The 18,970-nt window shown below is 43.9% G+C and carries 19 protein-coding genes; 2 read left to right on the forward strand and 17 right to left on the reverse strand.

Annotation, left to right across the window (positions count from 1 at the left end):
- The first annotated feature begins 102 nt into the window (after positions 1-102).
- Positions 103-405, forward strand: a complete 303-nt coding sequence (locus tag DWW70_RS02755; RefSeq protein WP_015534151.1) for a DUF1292 domain-containing protein — start codon at positions 103-105, stop codon at positions 403-405.
- An 11-nt stretch (positions 406-416) separates the two neighbouring features.
- On the opposite strand, the gene DWW70_RS02760 is transcribed toward DWW70_RS02755, so the two are convergent.
- The 13 genes from DWW70_RS02760 to rho all read right to left on the reverse strand — a co-directional run bounded on the left by DWW70_RS02760 (position 417) and on the right by rho (position 12,962).
- Entirely contained in the window at positions 417-2,414 is a 1,998-nt protein-coding gene (locus DWW70_RS02760) for an ATP-dependent helicase (protein WP_118649195.1), read from the reverse strand.
- Positions 2,415-2,510: 96 nt separating this feature from the next.
- Positions 2,511-3,014 carry an SEC-C metal-binding domain-containing protein gene (locus DWW70_RS02765; RefSeq protein ID WP_118649196.1) on the reverse strand — a complete coding sequence of 168 codons (504 nt, stop codon included), beginning with the start codon at positions 3,012-3,014 and terminating at the stop codon, positions 2,511-2,513.
- An 80-nt stretch (positions 3,015-3,094) separates the two neighbouring features.
- Complete coding sequence (locus tag DWW70_RS02770; protein WP_015534154.1) at positions 3,095-3,307, reverse strand: hypothetical protein; 213 nt, start codon at positions 3,305-3,307, stop codon at positions 3,095-3,097.
- A gap of 1 nt (position 3,308) precedes the next feature.
- A complete protein-coding gene (locus DWW70_RS02775; protein WP_118649197.1) occupies positions 3,309-4,625 on the reverse strand; it encodes a replication-associated recombination protein A in 1,317 nt (438 codons plus the stop codon).
- Between the two features lie 96 nt (positions 4,626-4,721).
- Positions 4,722-5,117 (reverse strand): response regulator, encoded by a 396-nt coding sequence (locus DWW70_RS02780; RefSeq protein WP_015534155.1) that lies wholly within the window; start codon positions 5,115-5,117, stop codon positions 4,722-4,724.
- A gap of 18 nt (positions 5,118-5,135) precedes the next feature.
- On the reverse strand, positions 5,136-5,723 hold the full coding sequence (locus tag DWW70_RS02785) for a TetR/AcrR family transcriptional regulator (protein WP_022216022.1): 588 nt from the start codon (positions 5,721-5,723) through the stop codon (positions 5,136-5,138).
- A gap of 82 nt (positions 5,724-5,805) precedes the next feature.
- The gene (locus tag DWW70_RS02790; RefSeq protein ID WP_015534156.1) at positions 5,806-6,705 is read right to left on the reverse strand and encodes a DUF5688 family protein; all 900 of its coding nucleotides are present in this window, start codon (positions 6,703-6,705) and stop codon (positions 5,806-5,808) included.
- Between the two features lie 213 nt (positions 6,706-6,918).
- Positions 6,919-7,974 carry a histidinol-phosphate transaminase gene (hisC, locus tag DWW70_RS02795; protein ID WP_022216024.1) on the reverse strand — a complete coding sequence of 352 codons (1,056 nt, stop codon included), beginning with the start codon at positions 7,972-7,974 and terminating at the stop codon, positions 6,919-6,921.
- 1 nt (position 7,975) lies between these two features.
- Positions 7,976-9,052: a peptide chain release factor 1 gene (prfA, locus tag DWW70_RS02800; protein WP_015534158.1), complete on the reverse strand. Its 1,077-nt coding sequence runs from the start codon at positions 9,050-9,052 to the stop codon at positions 7,976-7,978.
- Between the two features lie 52 nt (positions 9,053-9,104).
- Positions 9,105-9,968: a peptide chain release factor N(5)-glutamine methyltransferase gene (gene prmC / locus DWW70_RS02805; RefSeq protein WP_015534159.1), complete on the reverse strand. Its 864-nt coding sequence runs from the start codon at positions 9,966-9,968 to the stop codon at positions 9,105-9,107.
- A 15-nt stretch (positions 9,969-9,983) separates the two neighbouring features.
- Entirely contained in the window at positions 9,984-10,940 is a 957-nt protein-coding gene (locus tag DWW70_RS02810; protein WP_022216026.1) for a DUF1385 domain-containing protein, read from the reverse strand.
- Positions 10,941-11,027: 87 nt separating this feature from the next.
- A complete protein-coding gene (gene rpmE, locus DWW70_RS02815) occupies positions 11,028-11,234 on the reverse strand; it encodes a 50S ribosomal protein L31 (RefSeq protein ID WP_004853176.1) in 207 nt (68 codons plus the stop codon).
- A 153-nt stretch (positions 11,235-11,387) separates the two neighbouring features.
- Complete coding sequence (gene rho, locus DWW70_RS02820) at positions 11,388-12,962, reverse strand: transcription termination factor Rho (protein WP_118649198.1); 1,575 nt, start codon at positions 12,960-12,962, stop codon at positions 11,388-11,390.
- 277 nt (positions 12,963-13,239) lie between these two features.
- Between rho and DWW70_RS02825 the strand changes: the two genes are divergently transcribed.
- The gene (locus DWW70_RS02825; RefSeq protein ID WP_015534160.1) at positions 13,240-13,773 is read left to right on the forward strand and encodes a DUF4364 family protein; all 534 of its coding nucleotides are present in this window, start codon (positions 13,240-13,242) and stop codon (positions 13,771-13,773) included.
- 101 nt (positions 13,774-13,874) lie between these two features.
- Here the strand turns inward: DWW70_RS02825 and yihA are convergent, their stop codons facing one another.
- The 4 genes from yihA to clpP form a co-directional block, all read right to left on the reverse strand.
- On the reverse strand, positions 13,875-14,471 hold the full coding sequence (gene yihA / locus DWW70_RS02830; protein WP_118649199.1) for a ribosome biogenesis GTP-binding protein YihA/YsxC: 597 nt from the start codon (positions 14,469-14,471) through the stop codon (positions 13,875-13,877).
- A 10-nt stretch (positions 14,472-14,481) separates the two neighbouring features.
- A complete protein-coding gene (lon, locus tag DWW70_RS02835) occupies positions 14,482-16,785 on the reverse strand; it encodes an endopeptidase La (RefSeq protein WP_118649200.1) in 2,304 nt (767 codons plus the stop codon).
- 118 nt (positions 16,786-16,903) lie between these two features.
- Positions 16,904-18,214, reverse strand: coding sequence for an ATP-dependent Clp protease ATP-binding subunit ClpX (gene clpX, locus DWW70_RS02840; protein ID WP_022216030.1), 1,311 nt, complete (start codon positions 18,212-18,214; stop codon positions 16,904-16,906).
- Between the two features lie 136 nt (positions 18,215-18,350).
- On the reverse strand, positions 18,351-18,932 hold the full coding sequence (gene clpP, locus DWW70_RS02845; protein WP_015534163.1) for an ATP-dependent Clp endopeptidase proteolytic subunit ClpP: 582 nt from the start codon (positions 18,930-18,932) through the stop codon (positions 18,351-18,353).
- Between the last annotated feature and the right edge of the window lie 38 nt (positions 18,933-18,970).

Raw genomic sequence — 18,970 nt, forward strand, 5'->3', positions numbered from 1 at the left:
CGGGTGCAGGCTTTGTCAATAATTTCATTTTATAATTGTACTGGACATAGCACCAATTATTTACTAGAATAAACTGAATAAAACAATCAGGAGGATACCTATATGTCAGATATAAACAATAACGAAACCGACGAAATGGATATCGAGATGATCGATATAACATACGAGGATGGAACATCCTGCACATGTGAGATCATTGCCAAATTCGAGGTAAATGACATCTCTTATGCCGCTCTGCTTCCTGCAGATGACGAGGATGCCGATATCATCGTATACAGATACAGCGAGCAGGGAGACGATGTCACCCTCGACGAGATCACCGACGAGGCTGAGTTCAACGATGTCGCTGACGCCCTCGACGAGATCCTGGACGATCTGGAATTCAATTCAGATGACGAGGAATAATATCCGTACATCTATGCGTTTTCTATAAGCTCGTTATTTATCGTGTATTCAAGGCTGAGCGTCTTTGTTTCATGTATATCATCGAAGTGGACACACAGCTTTCTGTCATCTACATATGTGATGACTCCACGTCCATACCGCTTGTGGATTATGGTGTTTCCTGTTTTTATCAGAGACCTGTCCACAAGCATTTCCTGGACAAATCTCGAGGTCACCGCTTTTCTTCCATACATTTTCTGGGGAACATACACATACAGTCCATACTTAGCCCTCGTGACTGCCACATAGAACAGCCTGCGTTCCTCCTCTATATTTCCATCTCCGACTGATTTCTTATGAGGCGTTATGTCCTCAACAGCATCCATTATGAATACATATGAATACTCAAGTCCCTTTGAGCAGTGCATAGTCGAAAGCGTGACTGCATCACCTGCCACACTGCCCTGCCTGCTCTGCTCTCTGAGCTGTTTTGTATATTCGTCTATATACTCCATCCAGCCGTCGAAGCTCAGAAAGTCTTTTGCACTGTCCTGTATCTCCTCCAGGATATCCATATAATCGTCCTCACTCACGCCCCTGTACTCAGCATATTCCCTCACATACGCATCCAGTCCAACCGCTTTCCTTATATAATTCACGGCCGCGTACGGCGCAAGTCTGCTTATCCTCTCCAGATCGTTCTCGAGAACATTTATGTTGTTGACTATTCTGTACTTATCCTTATAATGCTGCCTCAGCTCCTCAAAGTTCACCACCGGCGAATCAAATGCATCCCTGCTTATATACCTGTTCGGCTTATTGATGATCCTGAGGACCGTTCTCCTGTCCCTGCTGCCCCTTGCAAGCCTTATATAGTCAAATATGTTCTCAGCTAGGAAGTGCGTGAAGATATTTGGTATGTTATCCTTCATCAAAAATGGTATGCCATTTTCCATGAGCTTTGAAGCCAGCGCCCTCGGCTCGGTATTCGTCCTGAATATGATCGCCATTTCACGGTATGGAATACCAGCCCGGTTAAGCTCTGTTATCCTGTCTATGATCTTCTTATTCTGCTCCGTCATGCTGTCCGTCTTAACTATATGGACTCTGTCGCTCTGTCCCGCGGCAAATGCCGACCTGAGCTGCTTCTCATATCTGTCCCGGTTGTTCTGTATTATCCGCTTCGAGCACTCAACTATATCGTAGCTGCAGCGGTAATTGACATTCAGGTATTCTATGACCGTACCATGGAAATCCTCCGGGAACTTCTTCATTATAGCCGGAGCAGCCCCCCTGAAGCCATACACCGACTGATCATCGTCACCCACGGAAAATACGTTCTGTCTCTCTCCGGCTAGCAGCTTCACAATGTCATACTGGATCATATTTATATCCTGGAACTCATCTATGAGTATGTACCGAAACTTGTTCTGCCACATCTTAAGTATGTCTGGTCTCTCCGACAATAGCTCATATGTGAACACCAGCATATCGTCAAAATCTATCTTCCCGCATCTTCTCAGAAAATTCTCATACTCATCGTACACAATGCGGAAATCCTCAAGCTTCATCGTTGTGCTCTCATAGTTCTCAAGACTCACTCTCCCGCTCTTGACATTGCCTATCTCCCCGACAACATTCTTGGCAAAATCCTCCTGGCTGTCATACCTGAAGCCATGTCTGTCTATGCTGTCCCTGATTGCTCCATACTTTTCGGAATCCGTGACGATATTCGCCGCTGTGTAATTATATGCATTTCTGAGCATCCAGAAAAACACAGAGTGAAACGTTCCAAATGTTACTCCGCGGGTTCCCGGACACAGCTCCTGAAACCGCCCCTTCATCTCATTCGCCGCAGCCTTCGTGAAGGTTATGACCAGGATATTGTCCGGTCTCACACCATGTTCCTCTGTCATGTATTTTATCCTGTGGGTGATGACCGTAGTCTTACCTGAACCAGGCCCCGCTAGCAGCAGCATCGGCCCATCGCAGTGTCTCACCGCTCTCTTCTGGGATTCATTAAATTCCATCTGTATATCCTTTCACGCAAATATAAAAGGCGGTCAAAAGTTTACCCTTTAACCGCCTTCTCATATCTGCCAGTTATATCAGCATGATATATATCATTACTTACCGCAGCACTTCTTGTACTTAAGTCCGCTTCCACATGGACATGGATCGTTTCTTCCAACCTTTGGTGCCTTGATGATAGTCTTAGATGACTTCTGTATCTTGTAGAGCTCGTCTCTCTTTGCCTTGGAGAATATTCCCTCCCACTGAGGAAGAGTGTAGAGCCACTCTGCATTGCACTCAACCATGTTCATATAAAGCTTCTCATAATCTATAGGAAGCTTAACCTCTGAGTCCTCTGTCACATCATCAAGATTGTTTGATTCTGCAAGACTGTCATCTATTCCGTCGAGGAATCCGATCATATACTGAATAGTGAGTCCGTACTTCTCAGCAAGCTCTTTTACAGTTCCATGTACAGGGTCTGCAAGAGGATTAGCAAGAAGCTGCTCATATACGCCCTTCTCTGCCTGGAAATAACTAACCCAGAATTCCTTCCCCTCAGGTGTTCTGTCATCTAATCCGTATGCGTAATCACGCCATTCTTTTAATAAACTCATTTCATCTACCTCTTAAGTATTTTTTGAACTTTAAAGAGTATATCAAATTATGTAATTTTTTTCAACACATTTGTACTGTTCTACTTGTTCTGATCTCTCATATCTTCGCCCTTGCGTCTGAGCACCCTGGCGATGAGCCATATTCCCCAGCACACAACAGGAATGACCACATCAAGGAATATCATACCCATCAGATTATCACTTCCGGTTATTCCCATTATAAATGTCGCAACATACATTCCGATGAGCACAAGTACAAGCACTATAGCTCCAATTCTCTTCAATATATCCATATCAGTCTCTCTTCTTTATCTTATCAAAATACGCCTTGATATCTCTCTCATAACCATTGTCCGACGGCTCATAGAATACCCTGCCTGCAATCTTATCAGGAAGATACTGCTGGTCAACGTAATTATTCGGATAATCATGAGCGTATTTGTATCCTGAGTGTCCAAGCTTTGCTGCACCGCCGTAATGTGCATCTCTGAGATACACCGGAACCTGACCCGTGTCCTCATGCTTTACCGCATCCATAGCCGCAAATATCGCATTCACCACAGAATTGCTCTTCGGTGCACACGCAACGTAGGAAGCCGCATGGGCAAGTATTATCTGTGCCTCAGGCATTCCGACTCTCTCCACAGCCTGTGCACATGCCGACGCCACCACGATAGCATTCGGATCAGCATTGCCCACATCCTCACTGGCACATATCATGATCCTTCTGGCAATAAACTTTATATCCTCACCTCCGTAAAGCATCTTTGCAAGGTAGAATATCGCCGCATCAGGATCTGATCCACGCATGCTCTTTATAAATGCGGATATTATATCATAATGATTATCTCCGTCCTTGTCATATCTTATAGCTCTCTTCTGGATACATTCCTCCGCCACTTCAAGCGTTATGTGTATCCTGCCATCCTCGCTTCTCTCCGTCGACAGAACTCCGAGCTCTATGGCATTTAACGCACTTCTCGCATCTCCCGACGCCATGTCTGCAAGAAAGTCCTCGGCATCCTCATCAATGTCTGCATCAAATGCACCCATGCCATATTCTGAGTACACCGCCTTGTGGATGAGCTTCTTGATGTCCTCCCTGGACAATGGATTGAGCTGGAATATATGGGATCTGGATATAAGAGCCCCGTTAACCTCAAAATAAGGATTCTCCGTGGTCGCTCCTATGAGTACCACCGTTCCATCCTCAACAAATGGCAGGAGATAATCCTGCTGTGACTTGTTGAATCTGTGGATCTCATCGATGAACAGTATAGTCCGTCTGCCATACATAGCCTTGGTATTCTTCGCCTCTTCCACAACCTTTTCCATGTCCTTCTTGCCCGCCGTTGTGGCGTTGAGCTGTCTGAACTCCGCTTTGGTTGTATTGGCTATGACCATGGCAAGCGTAGTCTTGCCGGTCCCCGGAGGGCCATAAAATATAAGCGAACTTATCTTATCCGCTTTTATCGCCCTGTACAAAAGCTTGTCCTTGCCTATAATATGTTCCTGTCCAACCACGTCATCAAGGCTGGTCGGTCTCATTCTTTTTGCCAGAGGAGAATCATCCTCCGAGAAATTCTCCCTCATATACTCAAATAAATCCATCTTTATGTCCCTGCCATCTAATATTCAGTGTCATAAGACACTTCGAAGCCCGATATCTTACAATAACGGGCTTCGCATGTATCAATATCATATCATCTACTTGATAATGTCCAGTTTCTTCAGCATGTCATTAAACTTCATGATATCAATCGGCTTACATATGTAATCATCATAATCGTCGCTGGCGAGATTACTGTCAAAGCTTGCCTCGTCAAGTGCGCTGGTCATTATGACCTTCGATCTGAGCATCCTTGACACTCCGTGCTTTCTCTCTGCACTTCTTATGGATGCCAGAACTTTATACCCATCTATCTTTGGCATCATGATATCAAGACACACCAGCTCGAACAGTTCGCCCTTCTCAAGAGCATTTACAAATTCATCAACCGCTGCGATTCCATCAGGTGTTATGACCACATCACCAAACTTACTCAAATACTTGGATAAAAATTTTGCATTTGCAACATCATCCTCAGCTATTAATATCTTCATGACAATTCCTCCCTAATTTTACAACCTAAGTACTTTCTCAAGATGACTGAGCATCTCCTTGATCTCACCCCTGAAACTCTTCCTTGAGTATTGGTTTCTCCGTTCAAGCAATCCCTCTGTAAAAATTCCGTTGAACATGAGCGTAAGTTCCTTCGGTGAGAAAACCGCTCGTATCTCCTTGCTGTCAATCGCACTCTGAAACAATGTGCATACAAAATCATTACGCTTCAACATACACTCAGAGATGATCTCTCTCGTCTCTGACATGTGAAGCAATTCTTCATAATGCAGCATTATCGCACCCATACCAATATAGTTATCATAATATGTTGCATATGTATCTGCATAATACTTGATCTTATCCAGGTATGTCCCGTCAAGTCTCTCAACAGTCCTCTGGATATTGACATCAAATGCCGCATATTCGTTCACAACCGCTATAAGTACCTCATCTATACCCCCAAAATACTTATATATCAGTGTATCAGATATATTCTGCTTTCGTGCAAGGTTCTTCGGTGTAAGAGCATGTAATCCCAAATCTCCAATTAGTTCGATAGCTGAAGCGACAATTTTATCTCTGCGCGAAATATAACTATCCTCCAATGTCTGTTCCTCCCATTACACATAATTTTGCCCTTAGAACACTGATTTTATTCTATGTCATGGGATATATTTTGTCAACATTTTAGACTATCAAGAGTTTTCCTTTTTCCCTGCTGTACATATACAGACTGTCAGACAGATAATCCATGGCAGACACTGTTACCTTGTTCGCCTCTCTTATGAGATCCTTGTAATAATCCTCTGTGTAATCCGCACTTGCCCTGATAAACAGCAGCTCATGCACACTGGATGGCAGGATATATATGTCATCACCCACCATATTCGCACACTCCTCAAGCATTCCATCATACAGTACGGCCGTGGCCCCATTGATACCGTGCGTGTTTGACAACATGTACAGTTCGTCCACATTGTCACAGTCGTCATCGAAATCTATCCCTTCATATCTGCCCTTCAGCGCATCAAAAAGGTTCTGCCTTACACACGGAAACATTCTCTGGGTGTTCTTAAGTGCATTCTTATACAATGTATCCAGACTGACTCTCCACCTCTTCACATCATTATTGTTGACTATCGTGGTTGCCAGGCCGTCGTTATCCAGACTCAGCACCCTTCTGAAAGTTATCGCAAGATCATTAAACTCTATAAATGGTGCACTCTCAAGCAGCCGGCTATTTCGCTCCCTGTTGACAAGCCGCAATATTATGTTGTCCATAACCTTCGTCTCATCCACCACATCGCGTATATCAAGCTTCCTGCACCTGCAGTTCGCCTCTCTGAGCCTGCATATATCTTCCATAACAACATCAAAATCCATCCCCTGCTCATAATCCCTGTAAAACGGATCAAGATATATCGTAGGACACACCTCTTCAGAGCTCTTGCACACATTCATCGCAGTGAGCTCCACCCCATTATTCTTCAAAACCTTATTGACCCGGATGTCTGATCCATCTCCCTGTCTGAGAAGTCTGCTTCTCATTTCATCCACTACTCTGGCTATAAATTCATCAAAATTCATTCAATTCTCCTTTTACAAACAAAATCAAACGAAACGTCCCGATATTTTTTCCTGAAATATTTCATGGGTGAATTCTATAGAAAAACTCTGCCAAATTCAATAGTTTTGGTGCGCTTTATAGTGGAATCCTGCGCTTTATATTGGAATCCTGGCACAGTTGTTGCCGCCATATCAAGAAAAAACCGCCATGCCTTCGGCACAGCGGTCTGTTTATTATCTCTCCTGTATATAATTTGTAAGGAACTCTGTGAATTTATCCATCTCTTCATCCGTACCAATGGATATCCTCAGATAATTGTCTATACGTGGTTTGTCAAAATATCTGACATATATATGGGCATCCTTCGCAGCCTGGAATATCTCCTTTGCCGGAATATCCTTATGCGTTGCAAATACAAAGTTTGCAGACGAAGGAAGGCATGTAAAATCAAGTGGCTTTATAGCTTCCACGAATCTCTCTCTCGTGGCGACCACCTTTGAAACAGTCTCCTTAAAATACTCATCGTCCTTAACTGACTCTGTTCCCATTATCAGTGATGGTCTGTTCATTGTATATGAGTTGTATGAATACTTTACGTCATTGAGGGCCTTTATCAGAACCGGGTTGCTTATTGCATATCCTATCCTGAGTCCCGCCATGGATCTCGACTTTGAGAACGTTCTTACAACCACAAGATTGTCATATTTGTCTATAAGGCCAAGTGCCGACTCGCCGCCGAAATCTATATACGCCTCGTCTACTATGACTATCGAATCTTTGTTGTGGCTGACTATATCCTCCACATTCTTTATGTCCTCGTATATTCCTGTAGGGGCATTTGGATTAGGGAATACGATTCCCCCGTTCTCTCTGTAGTAATTCTCCTTCACCAGCCTGAAGTTTTCGTCAAGTGCCGGTCTCTCGTAAGGGATACTGAAAAGCTCTGCCCACACATCATAGAAGGAATATGTAATGTCAGGGAACAATATTGGTTTGTCAGAGTTGAAAAATGTAAGAAACGACATGGCAAGCACATCATCCGAACCCACTCCCACAAATACCTGTGAAGGATCAACTCCGTGATACTCTGCAAGCACATCGACAAGTGCCGATGCTGTTGGATCCGGATATAATCTGAGTGTATCGATATCCACTATTGCATTCTTCACTCTCTGTGACGGGCCGTACGGATTCTCATTCGTATTGAGCTTTATCACATCTGTATCCTTAGGCTGTTCACCCGGAACATAAGGTTCTACTTTTCTTATATTGTCGCTCCACGCTGCCATATTATTCCTCCTCATTCACCTGTGCCAGCTTTGCTGTCTGGTCAGCCGCTATAAGACTGTCTATAAGTTCATTCAGATCTCCGTTCATGATCTGGTCAAGCTTGTATAATGTGAGCTTGATCCTGTGATCTGTAACTCTTCCCTCAGGGAAATTGTATGTTCTGATCTTCTCTGATCTGTCTCCTGTTCCTATCTGGCTTCTTCTGTCCGCAGCCTCTGCGTCATGCTGCTTCTGGAGCTCCATGTCGTACAGCTTTGATCTCAGAAGGGCAAATGCCTTTGCCTTGTTCTGGAGCTGTGATTTCTCTGTCTGGCTGTAGATCACTATTCCTGTAGGTATATGTGTAAGACGTACTGCCGAATCGGTTGTATTGACACACTGTCCACCGTTTCCTGATGCTCGCATTACATCTATCCTTATATCATTCTCATTTATCTCTACATCAACTTCCTCAGCCTCAGGCATAACCGCAACTGTTATGGTCGATGTATGGATTCTTCCGCCTGACTCTGTCTTAGGTATACGCTGTACTCTGTGTACACCACTCTCGTACTTCATCTTGGAGTACGCACCGTCTCCGGTGATCATGAACACAGCCTCCTTGAATCCTCCGATACCGTTCTCGTTGACACTCATAAGTTCAACCTTCCACTTGAACTGGTCAACATATTTCTGGTACATTCTGTACACCTCATATGCGAACAGAGCAGCCTCATCTCCGCCTGCACCGGCACGGATCTCCACGATTACGTTCTTGGAATCGTTAGGGTCCTTTGGAAGCAGAAGAATCTTGAGTTCCTGCTCTATGGTCTCGAGATTCGCCTTTGCCTCATTCATCTCTTCCTTTGCCATCTCGCGGAGCTCCTCGTCGCTCTCCTCCTCAAGAATCTCAAGACTGTCCTCTATGGTAGTCTTTGCATCCTTGTACTCATGGTACTTCTCAACTATAGGTGAGAGATCGCTCTGCTCCTTCATGAGCTTTCTGAATTTGTTCTGATCTGACACAACATCAGGATCGGTGAGCTGATTATTTATCGTATCAAGCTTATCTACAAGTTCTTCTAATCTGTCAAACATATCTATACCTCTCTATATTCATTCTGTCACGCTGTCTCCTGCAGCGTTAAATCTACCGGTTATCTTCTCTGTCATATCTGCCGTACACCACCCGGTCATTACCACTCAGATCCTGTACAACATGTATATCGTCATAACCTGAATCTACAAGGAGGTACTGTACATCTTCTGCCTGATCATTGCCAATCTCGAATACAACATATCCTTCATCCTTTATATATTCTCTCGCCTTATCGGCTATTATTCTATAAAAATACAATCCATCCGCCGTTCCGTCAAGTGCCAGATGTGGTTCATGCTCCCTGACCTCCGGCATTAGTGTCTCTATGACATCACTTCTTATATATGGAGGATTCGACAGTATGAGGTCATATTTCCCGGATATCTGCTCAAAGAGATCCGTCCTGACCACTTCAAATCTATCATCCCCTGCACACAGTTTCGCTACATTTCTCCTTGCAAGACCGATCGCTGCCTCAGATACATCGGCAAGTACGATCCTGCTGTTCTTGTTCCAGAGTCCAAACGATACTCCTATGCAGCCCGAACCGCAGCACATGTCCAGAACATCAACGTTATGGTCAGCGTCCTTTACAAGCTTCAATGCCGTCTCAACAAGAGTCTCTGTGTCCATCCTTGGAATGAGCACATCTTCTGCGGTATCAAAATCATATCCCATGAAATTCTGCTCACCTGTGATATACTGAAGCGGAATCCTTGTGCTCCTCTTTTCTATGAGCTTCATGTAGGCTTCCGATTTATCATCATCCACGTCATCTTCTCTGGCCATGATCATATCCATACGGTTCATACCCGACAGGTACTGCCACAATATATCAGCGTCTATATCCGCATCAGGAACATCACTTTTCTCCAGCCTGTCCCGTCCCATTCTCAAAAGTTCACACAGCTTCATCTCTATCGAAATCCTTTAATCTTCTATCTCGCCCTTGTGCATGGCGTCCTGGTATGCCTCCCAGTCTATAACTGCCTCCACGGACTTTATCGCAACTGCTATCATGTCAAGATCCGGCTCCCTTGTGGTGAGTCTCTGAACCCACATTCCCGGAACTGACAGCGCATTTGCAAGCTTTGAATCACTCTTGCCAGCAAACATTATAAATTCGTATGATATACCGGCGATTACCGGAACCAGCAGCAGTCTTATGACAAGTCTGAGCCATGCCGTATCTGCGCTTATAAACATGAAAACAATTATGCTTATTATCATTACGATGAACAGAAAGCTTGTTCCGCATCTCTTATGATATCTTGAATACTTCTTCACGTTCTCCGGAGTCAGTGGCACCCCAGCCTCAAAACAGTTGATCGTCTTGTGCTCTGCCCCATGGTACATGAACACTCTCTGTATATCCTTCATAAGCGATATGAGTGCCACATATCCCAGGAATATTCCAAGTCTTATAACTCCCTCTATGGCAGACATTATGATCCTGTTATCTATAACCTTGTCTATGAGTTCCCCGATAAATGCAGGAAGCATCATGAATAACGCGATGGCAAATACAAGTGAAAATAACACTGTACCTATCATCGCCGCATCGTCCGCTCTTTTCTGCTGCTCAGGTGTCCTCTCTTTTTTCTTTTCTTTTTTCTCTTTCTCCGCCTTCTCAGGCTCCTCGTCATCGTAAAACGATGCTGAGTATGTGAGGGTCTTCACTCCTATCACGAGGGATTCCACGAAATTGACAACTCCCCTGATTATAGGAACTCTGAAAAATACACTTCTCGATGCCATGGACACATAATCCACAACTTTCACTTCTATATCTTTATCCGGTTTTCTGACTGCCACCGCATATCTGTCGCCATTTTTCATCATGACACCTTCCATGACAGCCTGACCGCCTATTCTTACTCTCTTCACGCCAATCTCCTATCGGTATATTTAACTGGATAATAAAAAAACAGCTTGAGATTATTGTAAAATAACCTCAAGCTATCAACGTTTTTATTAGTTGGCCTGAACGCCATACTTCTTATTAAACATATCAATTCTACCACGTGCTTTGATTGCCTTCTGCTGACCTGTGTAGAATGAATGACACTTTGAGCAAATTTCTACGTGAATCTCTTCCTTTGTTGATCCTGTAACGAACTCGTTACCACAGTTACATACAACCTTTGCCTGATAGTAATCTGGATGTATTCCTTTACGCATTCTTTTTCACCTCTTTACATATATATTTATATATGAGAACAGGCATAAAGCCAGGGTTCTTCATAACACAACTTCTGTATTCTAACATAGTGACCAGTACAATGCAAGCAGTTTTTTGATTTTTTTGACAAAATCATCTCAACAATCCTGCTGTTATTTTCTGAGAAGTGACTGCTTTACATAGTGGATAAATTCTTTGTTGTTTCTGGTACGAACAAACAGCTTTCTGACATCCTCAAGAATATCCTCTGATTTACTTCCCATGAGCTCCTTGTGAATGGCTGTGACAACCTCCTGCTCTTCCTTGTTGAGAAGAAGATCATCTCTTCTGGTGCCGGATTTTGCTATATCTATGGCAGGGAATATCCTCTTCTCTGAGAGCTTTCTGTCAAGCACAAGCTCCATGTTACCGGTTCCCTTGAACTCCTCAAATACAACGTCATCCATCTTGCTGCCCGTGTCGACCAGCGCTGTGGCAAGGATCGTAAGGCTTCCTCCCTCACGCATGTTTCTGGCGGCACCAAAGAATCTCTTTGGCATGTGAAGCGCTGCAGGATCAAGACCACCTGACAGAGTTCTTCCGCTAGGAGCGACCGTGAGGTTATACGCTCTTGCCAGACGTGTGATACTGTCGAGCAGGATCACAACATCCTTCTTGGACTCCACAAGTCTCTTTGCTCTCTCAATGACCATCTCTGACACTCTCTTATGATGCTCTGGAAGCTCATCAAATGTTGAATAGATAACCTCCACATTAGGGCCCTCTATGGACTCTCTTATGTCTGTTACCTCCTCAGGTCTCTCATCTATGAGAAGGACGAGCAGGTGCATATCCTCATATCTTCTGCTGATCTGCTTTGCGATCTGCTTGAGAAGAGTCGTCTTTCCTGTCTTAGGTGGTGAAACGATCATGCCTCTCTGTCCCTTACCTATAGGGGCAAGAAGATTGATCATCCTGATAGGGATAGGAGCACCGTCTCCGTCAAGCTCTATCCTCTCATTAGGGAAGATAGGGGTCATCTCCTCAAAGCTCTTGCGGGCCGCTATGACCGCAGGATCCTCATCGTTCACGCTTGCCACATATAAAAGGGCACTGAACTTTTCTCCCTGTGTCTTGTTTCTTATATTACCTGTGACTATATCTCCTGTCTTGAGACCAAATCTTCTGATCTGTGCCGGTGACACATATATATCCTGATCTCCCGGAAGATAGTTTGCACTTCTTATGAAGCCATATCCCTCAGGCATGACCTCAAGTATTCCGTTAGCCTGTCTTCCACTGTCGAGCTCCGGCAGATACTCGTTCACGTTCTGTGCCGCCTGATTTGACTGGACTCTGTCATGATACCTTTCCTGGTTTCTGTCCTGATTCTGACCTCTATCCTGGTATCTCTCCTGATTCTGGCTTCGATCCTGATATGTAGCCATTCTTCTCATACGTCTCTGTCCGTTGTTCTCCCTGGAATCATCATCTCTTGAGCCCTCAGAGTGATGTACTATCCTGTTTTTTCTGTATTCTGTGTCTCCAGCTGTCTCTCTGACCACATGCTCGGTCTTAGGCTCTGACACATTTTTCTTATTTTCCACTGAAACCGCTGTCACATGCTCCTCCACATATTTTATGAGGAACTGCGCAAGCTCCGCCTTCTTCATTCCCGAGCAGCCTTTTATACCATTATCCTTGGTAAACTGACGCAGCTCTGCAAGAGAAGCTTTACTAAAATCCATATATAATTGTCTCCTTTCACTGAAACCAATGATCAACAAATAAATTAAGTATTATGGGAATATAAACACTCTAAGAAATAAGTAGTGTCTCTCAATGATACATCAAATTCAATTACGGTAAAAAAATAAAAATGCGCTAAGCACGCATATTATTCTCGCTCATTATAACATAAATAGAACAATTGTAAATATATTGATTTTAAATTTTACTAATGTTATCATATGAATGTTGTCCGTTCATCAGCACGGACAAACATTTTAACAAAGGATACACGATATGGGAACCGAATCTATTGTATTATATAAACTCATAGTGCTCTATATGCTTGACAGAGTTAACTTCACTCTGACCAATTCACAGATTTCAGACTTTGTTCTGGAGAAGGGCTACACCAATTATTTCACTCTTCAGGAAGCCATAAACGGACTTATAGAAAGCGAATTTGTATATGTATCAAGCATAAGAGGCGCATCCCATTATAAGATAACCTACAAAGGTGAGGAAGCCCTGAGCATGTTCGAGAACAGGATCCCATATGCCATCAAACAGGATATACTGGATTTCTTTGAGAAACAGCAGATCAACCTCAAAAAGGAAACTGAGATACAGTCTGACTACTACCTCAACGATTCCAATGAATATACCGTCTCCTGCGTCATCAACGACAGGAACGAGCCGCTGCTGGATATAAAGTTCAGCGTGCCTACCCAGGCCGTGGCTGTTGCCATATGTGACAACTGGCGTCAGAAAAGCACTGAGATATATGATATACTCGTAAAACAGTTATGGGCATCCAACACATCCAGCTAATATCAGCATAAAAAACGACTGAGCATACCGAAAAGAATTATACTCTTCGATATTCTCAGTCATTTTTTTGTCTATTTATCTGACTATATGTTCATGTTACTTTACTGCTGCTCCTGTGCCAGTGTCTCCTCTATGAGATTCCAGATATCATCTCTTCCCTGCTTTGTCTGTGCGGAGAACGGTATCATCGTTGTTCCAGGAACAAGATCCAGTTTCTCACGTATGAGCTTCAAGTTCTTCTGAACCTGGCTTCTCTTGATCTTGTCCAGTTTTGTGCAAATGATCACCGGCTCATAGCCATTGTCCACGATCCAGTCATACATCATGCAGTCATTCTCCGATGGCACATGTCTTATGTCTATCAGCAGGAATACCTTTTTGAGCTGCGGAGAACCGTGAAGGTATCTCTCGATCATCTTGCCCCATTTTGCTCTTATCTCCACCGATACTTTTGCATATCCATATCCCGGCAGATCCACAAAGTACAGATTTTTATTTACATTATAGAAATTGATCGTCTGTGTCTTACCTGGCTGCGCGGATGTTCTGGCAAGCGACTTCCTGTTAAGCAATCCATTTATCAGAGATGATTTTCCTACATTTGACTTGCCGGCAAATGCGATCTCCGGGAGATCGTTATCAGGTAATTTACTTGTAATTCCACACACAGTCTCAAGCTCAGCGCTCTTTACTATCATATACTTCTCCTTATCTGACAAGGGCAAGGTCAAGCACCTGCCTCATGTCTTCCACTAAATGAATATTGACTCCCGATGTTATCTCTTCATCCAGCTCCAGATAATCGCTCTCATTTTTCGACGGTATCAGTATATCTTTAACACCGATCATCTTGGCTGCAAGGAGCTTCTCCTTCAGGCCTCCAATAGGAAGCACCTCTCCTCTGAGAGTTATCTCTCCTGTCATAGCTATTCTGCCATTAACCGGCACGTTAAATATGGCTGAATACAACGCTGTCGCCATGGTTATTCCGGCAGACGGACCATCCTTTGGAACTGCCCCCTCCGGTATATGGATATGGAAATCGTGCTTTGCAAAGTAATCGTCTCCAAGCGCCAGTGATTCCTTGAGGGATCTGATATAACTCATTCCCGCATAAGCGGATTCCTTCATAACATCGCCCATCTTACCTGTGAGCTGAAGAGTTCCTGTCCCCGGAAGCACATTGACCTCTATCTCCAGAGTGACACCGCCAACCGCCGTCCAAGCAAGGCCTCTGACAGCGCCAATTTTATTCTTCAGATTTCCATTCTCATCTTTATATTTGTATGGGCCAAGAAAATCCTGGATATTCTTCTTTGTGACTTTGACCACATCCATCTCACCGGTGAGTATCTTGCGGCAGGCCTTCCGACACACCTTGTCTATATTTCTCTCAAGACTTCTGACTCCCGCCTCTCTCGTGTAGTGGCTTATGATCTCCCTTATGGCACCGGCATCTATCTTGAACTGAGATTTTGTCAGTCCGTTCTTCTCACGGGTCTTCTCCACAAGGTACAGCTTTGCTATATGATACTTCTCATTCTCCGTGTATCCCGATATATTTATAACTTCCATTCTGTCGAGGAGCGGCCCCGGTATACCGGAGAGGTCGTTCGCCGTTGCTATGAACAGTACATTGCTCAGATCCACCGGTACTCCAAAATAGTGATCATTGAACTCTTTGTTCTGCTCACCATCAAGCACCTCGAGAAGTGCCGATGACACGTCTCCCTTGTAATCACTGCTCACCTTGTCTATCTCATCGAGAAGCATGAGCGGGTTGTTCGTCTTTGCCTTTATCATGGATTGTACAATCTTTCCAGGCATAGCTCCCACATATGTTTTCCTGTGACCTCGGATCTCCGCCTCATCGTGGACTCCGCCCAGTGATAAGCGGACATATTCCCTCGATGTTGCACGGGCTATCGACCTTGCTATGGATGTCTTTCCTGTTCCCGGAGGTCCCACAAGACAAATGATCGGAAGGTCCCCCTTATTGCTCAATATATGAACAGCAAGATAATCAACGATCCTCTCTTTGACCTCCTCAAGGCCATAGTGATCTTTGTCAAGTATGTCTATGGCTGACTGCAGATCATTATTATCTTCCGTTGACACATTCCACGGATAGCTGAGCATCACATCGATATAGTTTGCCGACACACTGCTCTCAACTGCATTCTGAGGTATGCCCTTATAGTAATTTATCTCTTTTTCTATCTTATCGTATACTTTCTGGCTGCAGCCCGCCTCATCGAGTCTCTTCTGAAATTCTCTGACATTTGCATCTACGCCGTCGTCACCAAGCTCCTTACGGATAACGGACATCTGCTCTCTGAGCACATACTTTCTCTGATTCTCAGCGGTCTCCTGATTGACCTTTTCCATGATCTCTTTCTTGATCTTGCCGATTCCGAGAACTTCCTCCATTATCTGTATCAACCTCATAGCGCGGCTTCTGACATCTAGCATCTCCAGAAGCTCCTGCCTGTTGTCATCAGATATATTCACATAGTCGGCCATGCTGTCAACCAGCTTTCTGACAGACTTGAATGAACGTATCTCCCTGTACAGAACGTTGTTCTTCACTATACCCTCGTCAAATGCTTCCTTAAGCTTTTCCTTGAGTATGCTCTGTATAGCCTTCTCCTCATCCTCGCTGATGTCGTTAGTCTCCTCCACATCTGTCACGTGGCACACATAATATTTATCCTTGCTGTAATCCACAAGGCGCGCTCTCTTCTCAGTCTGTATGAGAACTCTCATGCCTTTGTTCTGAAGTCTGACAAACTGCTTTATCCTGGCTATGACACCTATCTCATAAAACGAAACTGTCTTATCGCCGTTCTTATGAACAGGATTTGCCAGAAATATACATTCCTCATTCTTGACTGCATGTCCCACCGCCTCGCAGGCTTCACGCGTTGTCGCATCAAGATAGAAGGACAATTCCGGCATAACCACGCCATCGTCAAGACTAATCATTGTCATCTCTAACATTTTCTCATTCATACCTGTTATCTCCGTATATATCATTAAAAAATAAGACGTTATCAACACTGCACATTTAAAGGCTTATAAGGGCGCAAATGTATGTCAGCGTTGTAACGTCTCATTTCGGCAATAATGACTATGCACTCTCGCCGTTATCTGTATTTGCCTTTTTCTTCCTTACCTTTTTCTTAGGAAGGTCTGTATCCTCTGATGGATCTCTGTAAGTCAGTACAGGTTCTTCATCGCCTGTTATGACACCCTTGGTAATAACACACTTCTCTATAGTTGGATCTGAAGGGATCTCGTACATAAGATTAAGTGTAGCATTCTCCATGATAGCTCGAAGTCCTCTAGCTCCGGTCTTACGCTCCATAGCTTCCTTTGCTATCTCTCTGAGCGCATCATCCTCTATCTCAAGTTGAACTCCATCAAGCTCAAAAAGCTTCTTATACTGCTTGCATATTGCACTCTTTGGCTCTGTCAGTATTCTCACAAGTGCATCCTCATCCAGAAGATCCAGAGTCACTGCAACAGGAACTCTTCCCACAAATTCAGGGATAAGTCCATACTTTACAAAGTCATGTGGCATAACCTGCTTGAGGAGCTGTCCAACGTCCTGCTCTGACTGCTCTATAACCTCTGCATTAAAGCCAATTGACTTCTGGCCAACTCTATTCTCTATGATCTTCTCCAGTCCCTCGAACGCACCACCACATATGAATAATATGTTGGTCGTATCGATCTGGATAAGCTCCTGATGCGGATGCTTTCTTCCACCCTGAGGTGGAACTGAAGCCACAGTGCCCTCTATTATCTTTAACAAAGCCTGCTGAACGCCCTCACCCGACACGTCTCTGGTTATGGATACGTTCTCGCTCTTCTTTGTGATCTTGTCTATCTCATCAATATAGATTATTCCGTGCTCAGCTCTCTCTATGTCATAATCAGCGGCCTGTATAAGCTTCAGGAGAATGTTCTCAACATCCTCTCCTACATATCCAGCCTCTGTGAGAGTTGTAGCATCTGCTATTGCAAAAGGAACGTTTAACAATTTTGCAAGGGTCTGGGCAAGATATGTCTTACCTGATCCCGTTGGGCCAACCATGAGGATATTACTCTTCTGTAATTCAACCTCAAAATCCTTCTGCGCAAGTATTCTCTTATAATGGTTGTACACGGCAACCGCCAGTACCTTTTTTGCCTCTTCCTGACCTATTACATACTCATCAAGAAATTCTTTTATTTCCTTTGGCTTTAACAGATTGATATCACCATCTGAATCAAGTCCTGCGTCAACCAGTTCTTCTTCTATTATCTCTGAGCATATCTCTACGCATTCATCACATATGTAAGCCCCAGGTCCGGCTATGAGTTTTCTAACCTGATCCTGTGTCTTATTACAGAAAGAACATCTGAGCTGTTTTCTCTCGTCACTACGATCTGCCATTACAATACCTCGATTATTCACTATTTATAATTGTCTGGAGCCAGTCTTTTCCAGAATCTGCGAATACACCGCCGGTTCTGCAGGCTGGCTCCAACCAACTGATACATCTTCTACATATCAGATATCTCTATCTGTATTATCTGTTTGTTATAACGCTGTCGATAAGGCCGTATGCACAAGCCTCCTCAGCAGTCATCCAGTTATCACGATCTGTATCTGCTGCGATAACATCAAGTGGTTTTCCTGTATTCTCACTCAGCATTTTGTTGAGTTTCTCTTTTGTCTTTAATATATGTCTGGCTGCGATCTCTATCTCTGTTGCCTGTCCCTGAGTTCCACCAAGTGGCTGATGTATCATGATCTCCGAGTTTGGAAGCGCGTATCTCTTGCCCTTTGTTCCTCCTGCAAGAAGGAATGCTCCCATGCTCGCTGCCATTCCACAGCATATTGTTGAAACATCACACTTGATATATCTCATTGTGTCATATATTCCCATTCCGGCTGTAACTGATCCACCCGGGCTGTTGATATATAATGAGATATCCTTTGAAGGATCCTCTGACTCAAGGAATAACAACTGTGCTATAACAAGGCTTGCAGTTGCATCATTGACCTCATCTCCAAGAAAGATGATTCTGTCTTTCAGCAATCTAGAATAAATATCGTATGTTCGCTCTCCGCGGCTAGTCTGTTCTACAACGTATGGTACCAATGCCATGTTATCTACCTCCAATACATATCAAGCCAATCTGTCTG

This window comes from Coprococcus sp. AF16-5, assembly GCF_003479365.1.
Taxonomy (GTDB): domain Bacteria; phylum Bacillota; class Clostridia; order Lachnospirales; family Lachnospiraceae; genus Coprococcus; species Coprococcus aceti.

Bases quoted from the DNA above. Each gene is read 5' to 3' on its own strand.
- clpX (WP_022216030.1), bottom strand. From the start codon at position 18,214: ATGGCAGATCGTAGTGACGAGAGAAAACAGCTCAGATGTTCTTTCTGT.
- clpP (WP_015534163.1), bottom strand. From the start codon at position 18,932: ATGGCATTGGTACCATACGTTGTAGAACAGACTAGCCGCGGAGAGCGA.
- prmC (WP_015534159.1), bottom strand. From the start codon at position 9,968: ATGAAGCTGTGTGAACTTTTGAGAATGGGACGGGACAGGCTGGAGAAA.
- prfA (WP_015534158.1), bottom strand. From the start codon at position 9,052: ATGTTTGACAGATTAGAAGAACTTGTAGATAAGCTTGATACGATAAAT.
- lon (WP_118649200.1), bottom strand. From the start codon at position 16,785: ATGAATGAGAAAATGTTAGAGATGACAATGATTAGTCTTGACGATGGC.
- DWW70_RS02780 (WP_015534155.1), bottom strand. From the start codon at position 5,117: ATGAAGATATTAATAGCTGAGGATGATGTTGCAAATGCAAAATTTTTA.
- DWW70_RS02775 (WP_118649197.1), bottom strand. From the start codon at position 4,625: ATGGATTTATTTGAGTATATGAGGGAGAATTTCTCGGAGGATGATTCT.
- DWW70_RS02770 (WP_015534154.1), bottom strand. From the start codon at position 3,307: ATGGATATATTGAAGAGAATTGGAGCTATAGTGCTTGTACTTGTGCTC.
- yihA (WP_118649199.1), bottom strand. From the start codon at position 14,471: ATGATAGTAAAGAGCGCTGAGCTTGAGACTGTGTGTGGAATTACAAGT.
- rho (WP_118649198.1), bottom strand. From the start codon at position 12,962: ATGGATTTTAGTAAAGCTTCTCTTGCAGAGCTGCGTCAGTTTACCAAG.
- DWW70_RS02755 (WP_015534151.1), top strand. From the start codon at position 103: ATGTCAGATATAAACAATAACGAAACCGACGAAATGGATATCGAGATG.
- DWW70_RS02765 (WP_118649196.1), bottom strand. From the start codon at position 3,014: ATGAGTTTATTAAAAGAATGGCGTGATTACGCATACGGATTAGATGAC.
- DWW70_RS02760 (WP_118649195.1), bottom strand. From the start codon at position 2,414: ATGGAATTTAATGAATCCCAGAAGAGAGCGGTGAGACACTGCGATGGG.
- hisC (WP_022216024.1), bottom strand. From the start codon at position 7,974: ATGGCAGCGTGGAGCGACAATATAAGAAAAGTAGAACCTTATGTTCCG.
- DWW70_RS02825 (WP_015534160.1), top strand. From the start codon at position 13,240: ATGGGAACCGAATCTATTGTATTATATAAACTCATAGTGCTCTATATG.
- rpmE (WP_004853176.1), bottom strand. From the start codon at position 11,234: ATGCGTAAAGGAATACATCCAGATTACTATCAGGCAAAGGTTGTATGT.
- DWW70_RS02790 (WP_015534156.1), bottom strand. From the start codon at position 6,705: ATGAATTTTGATGAATTTATAGCCAGAGTAGTGGATGAAATGAGAAGC.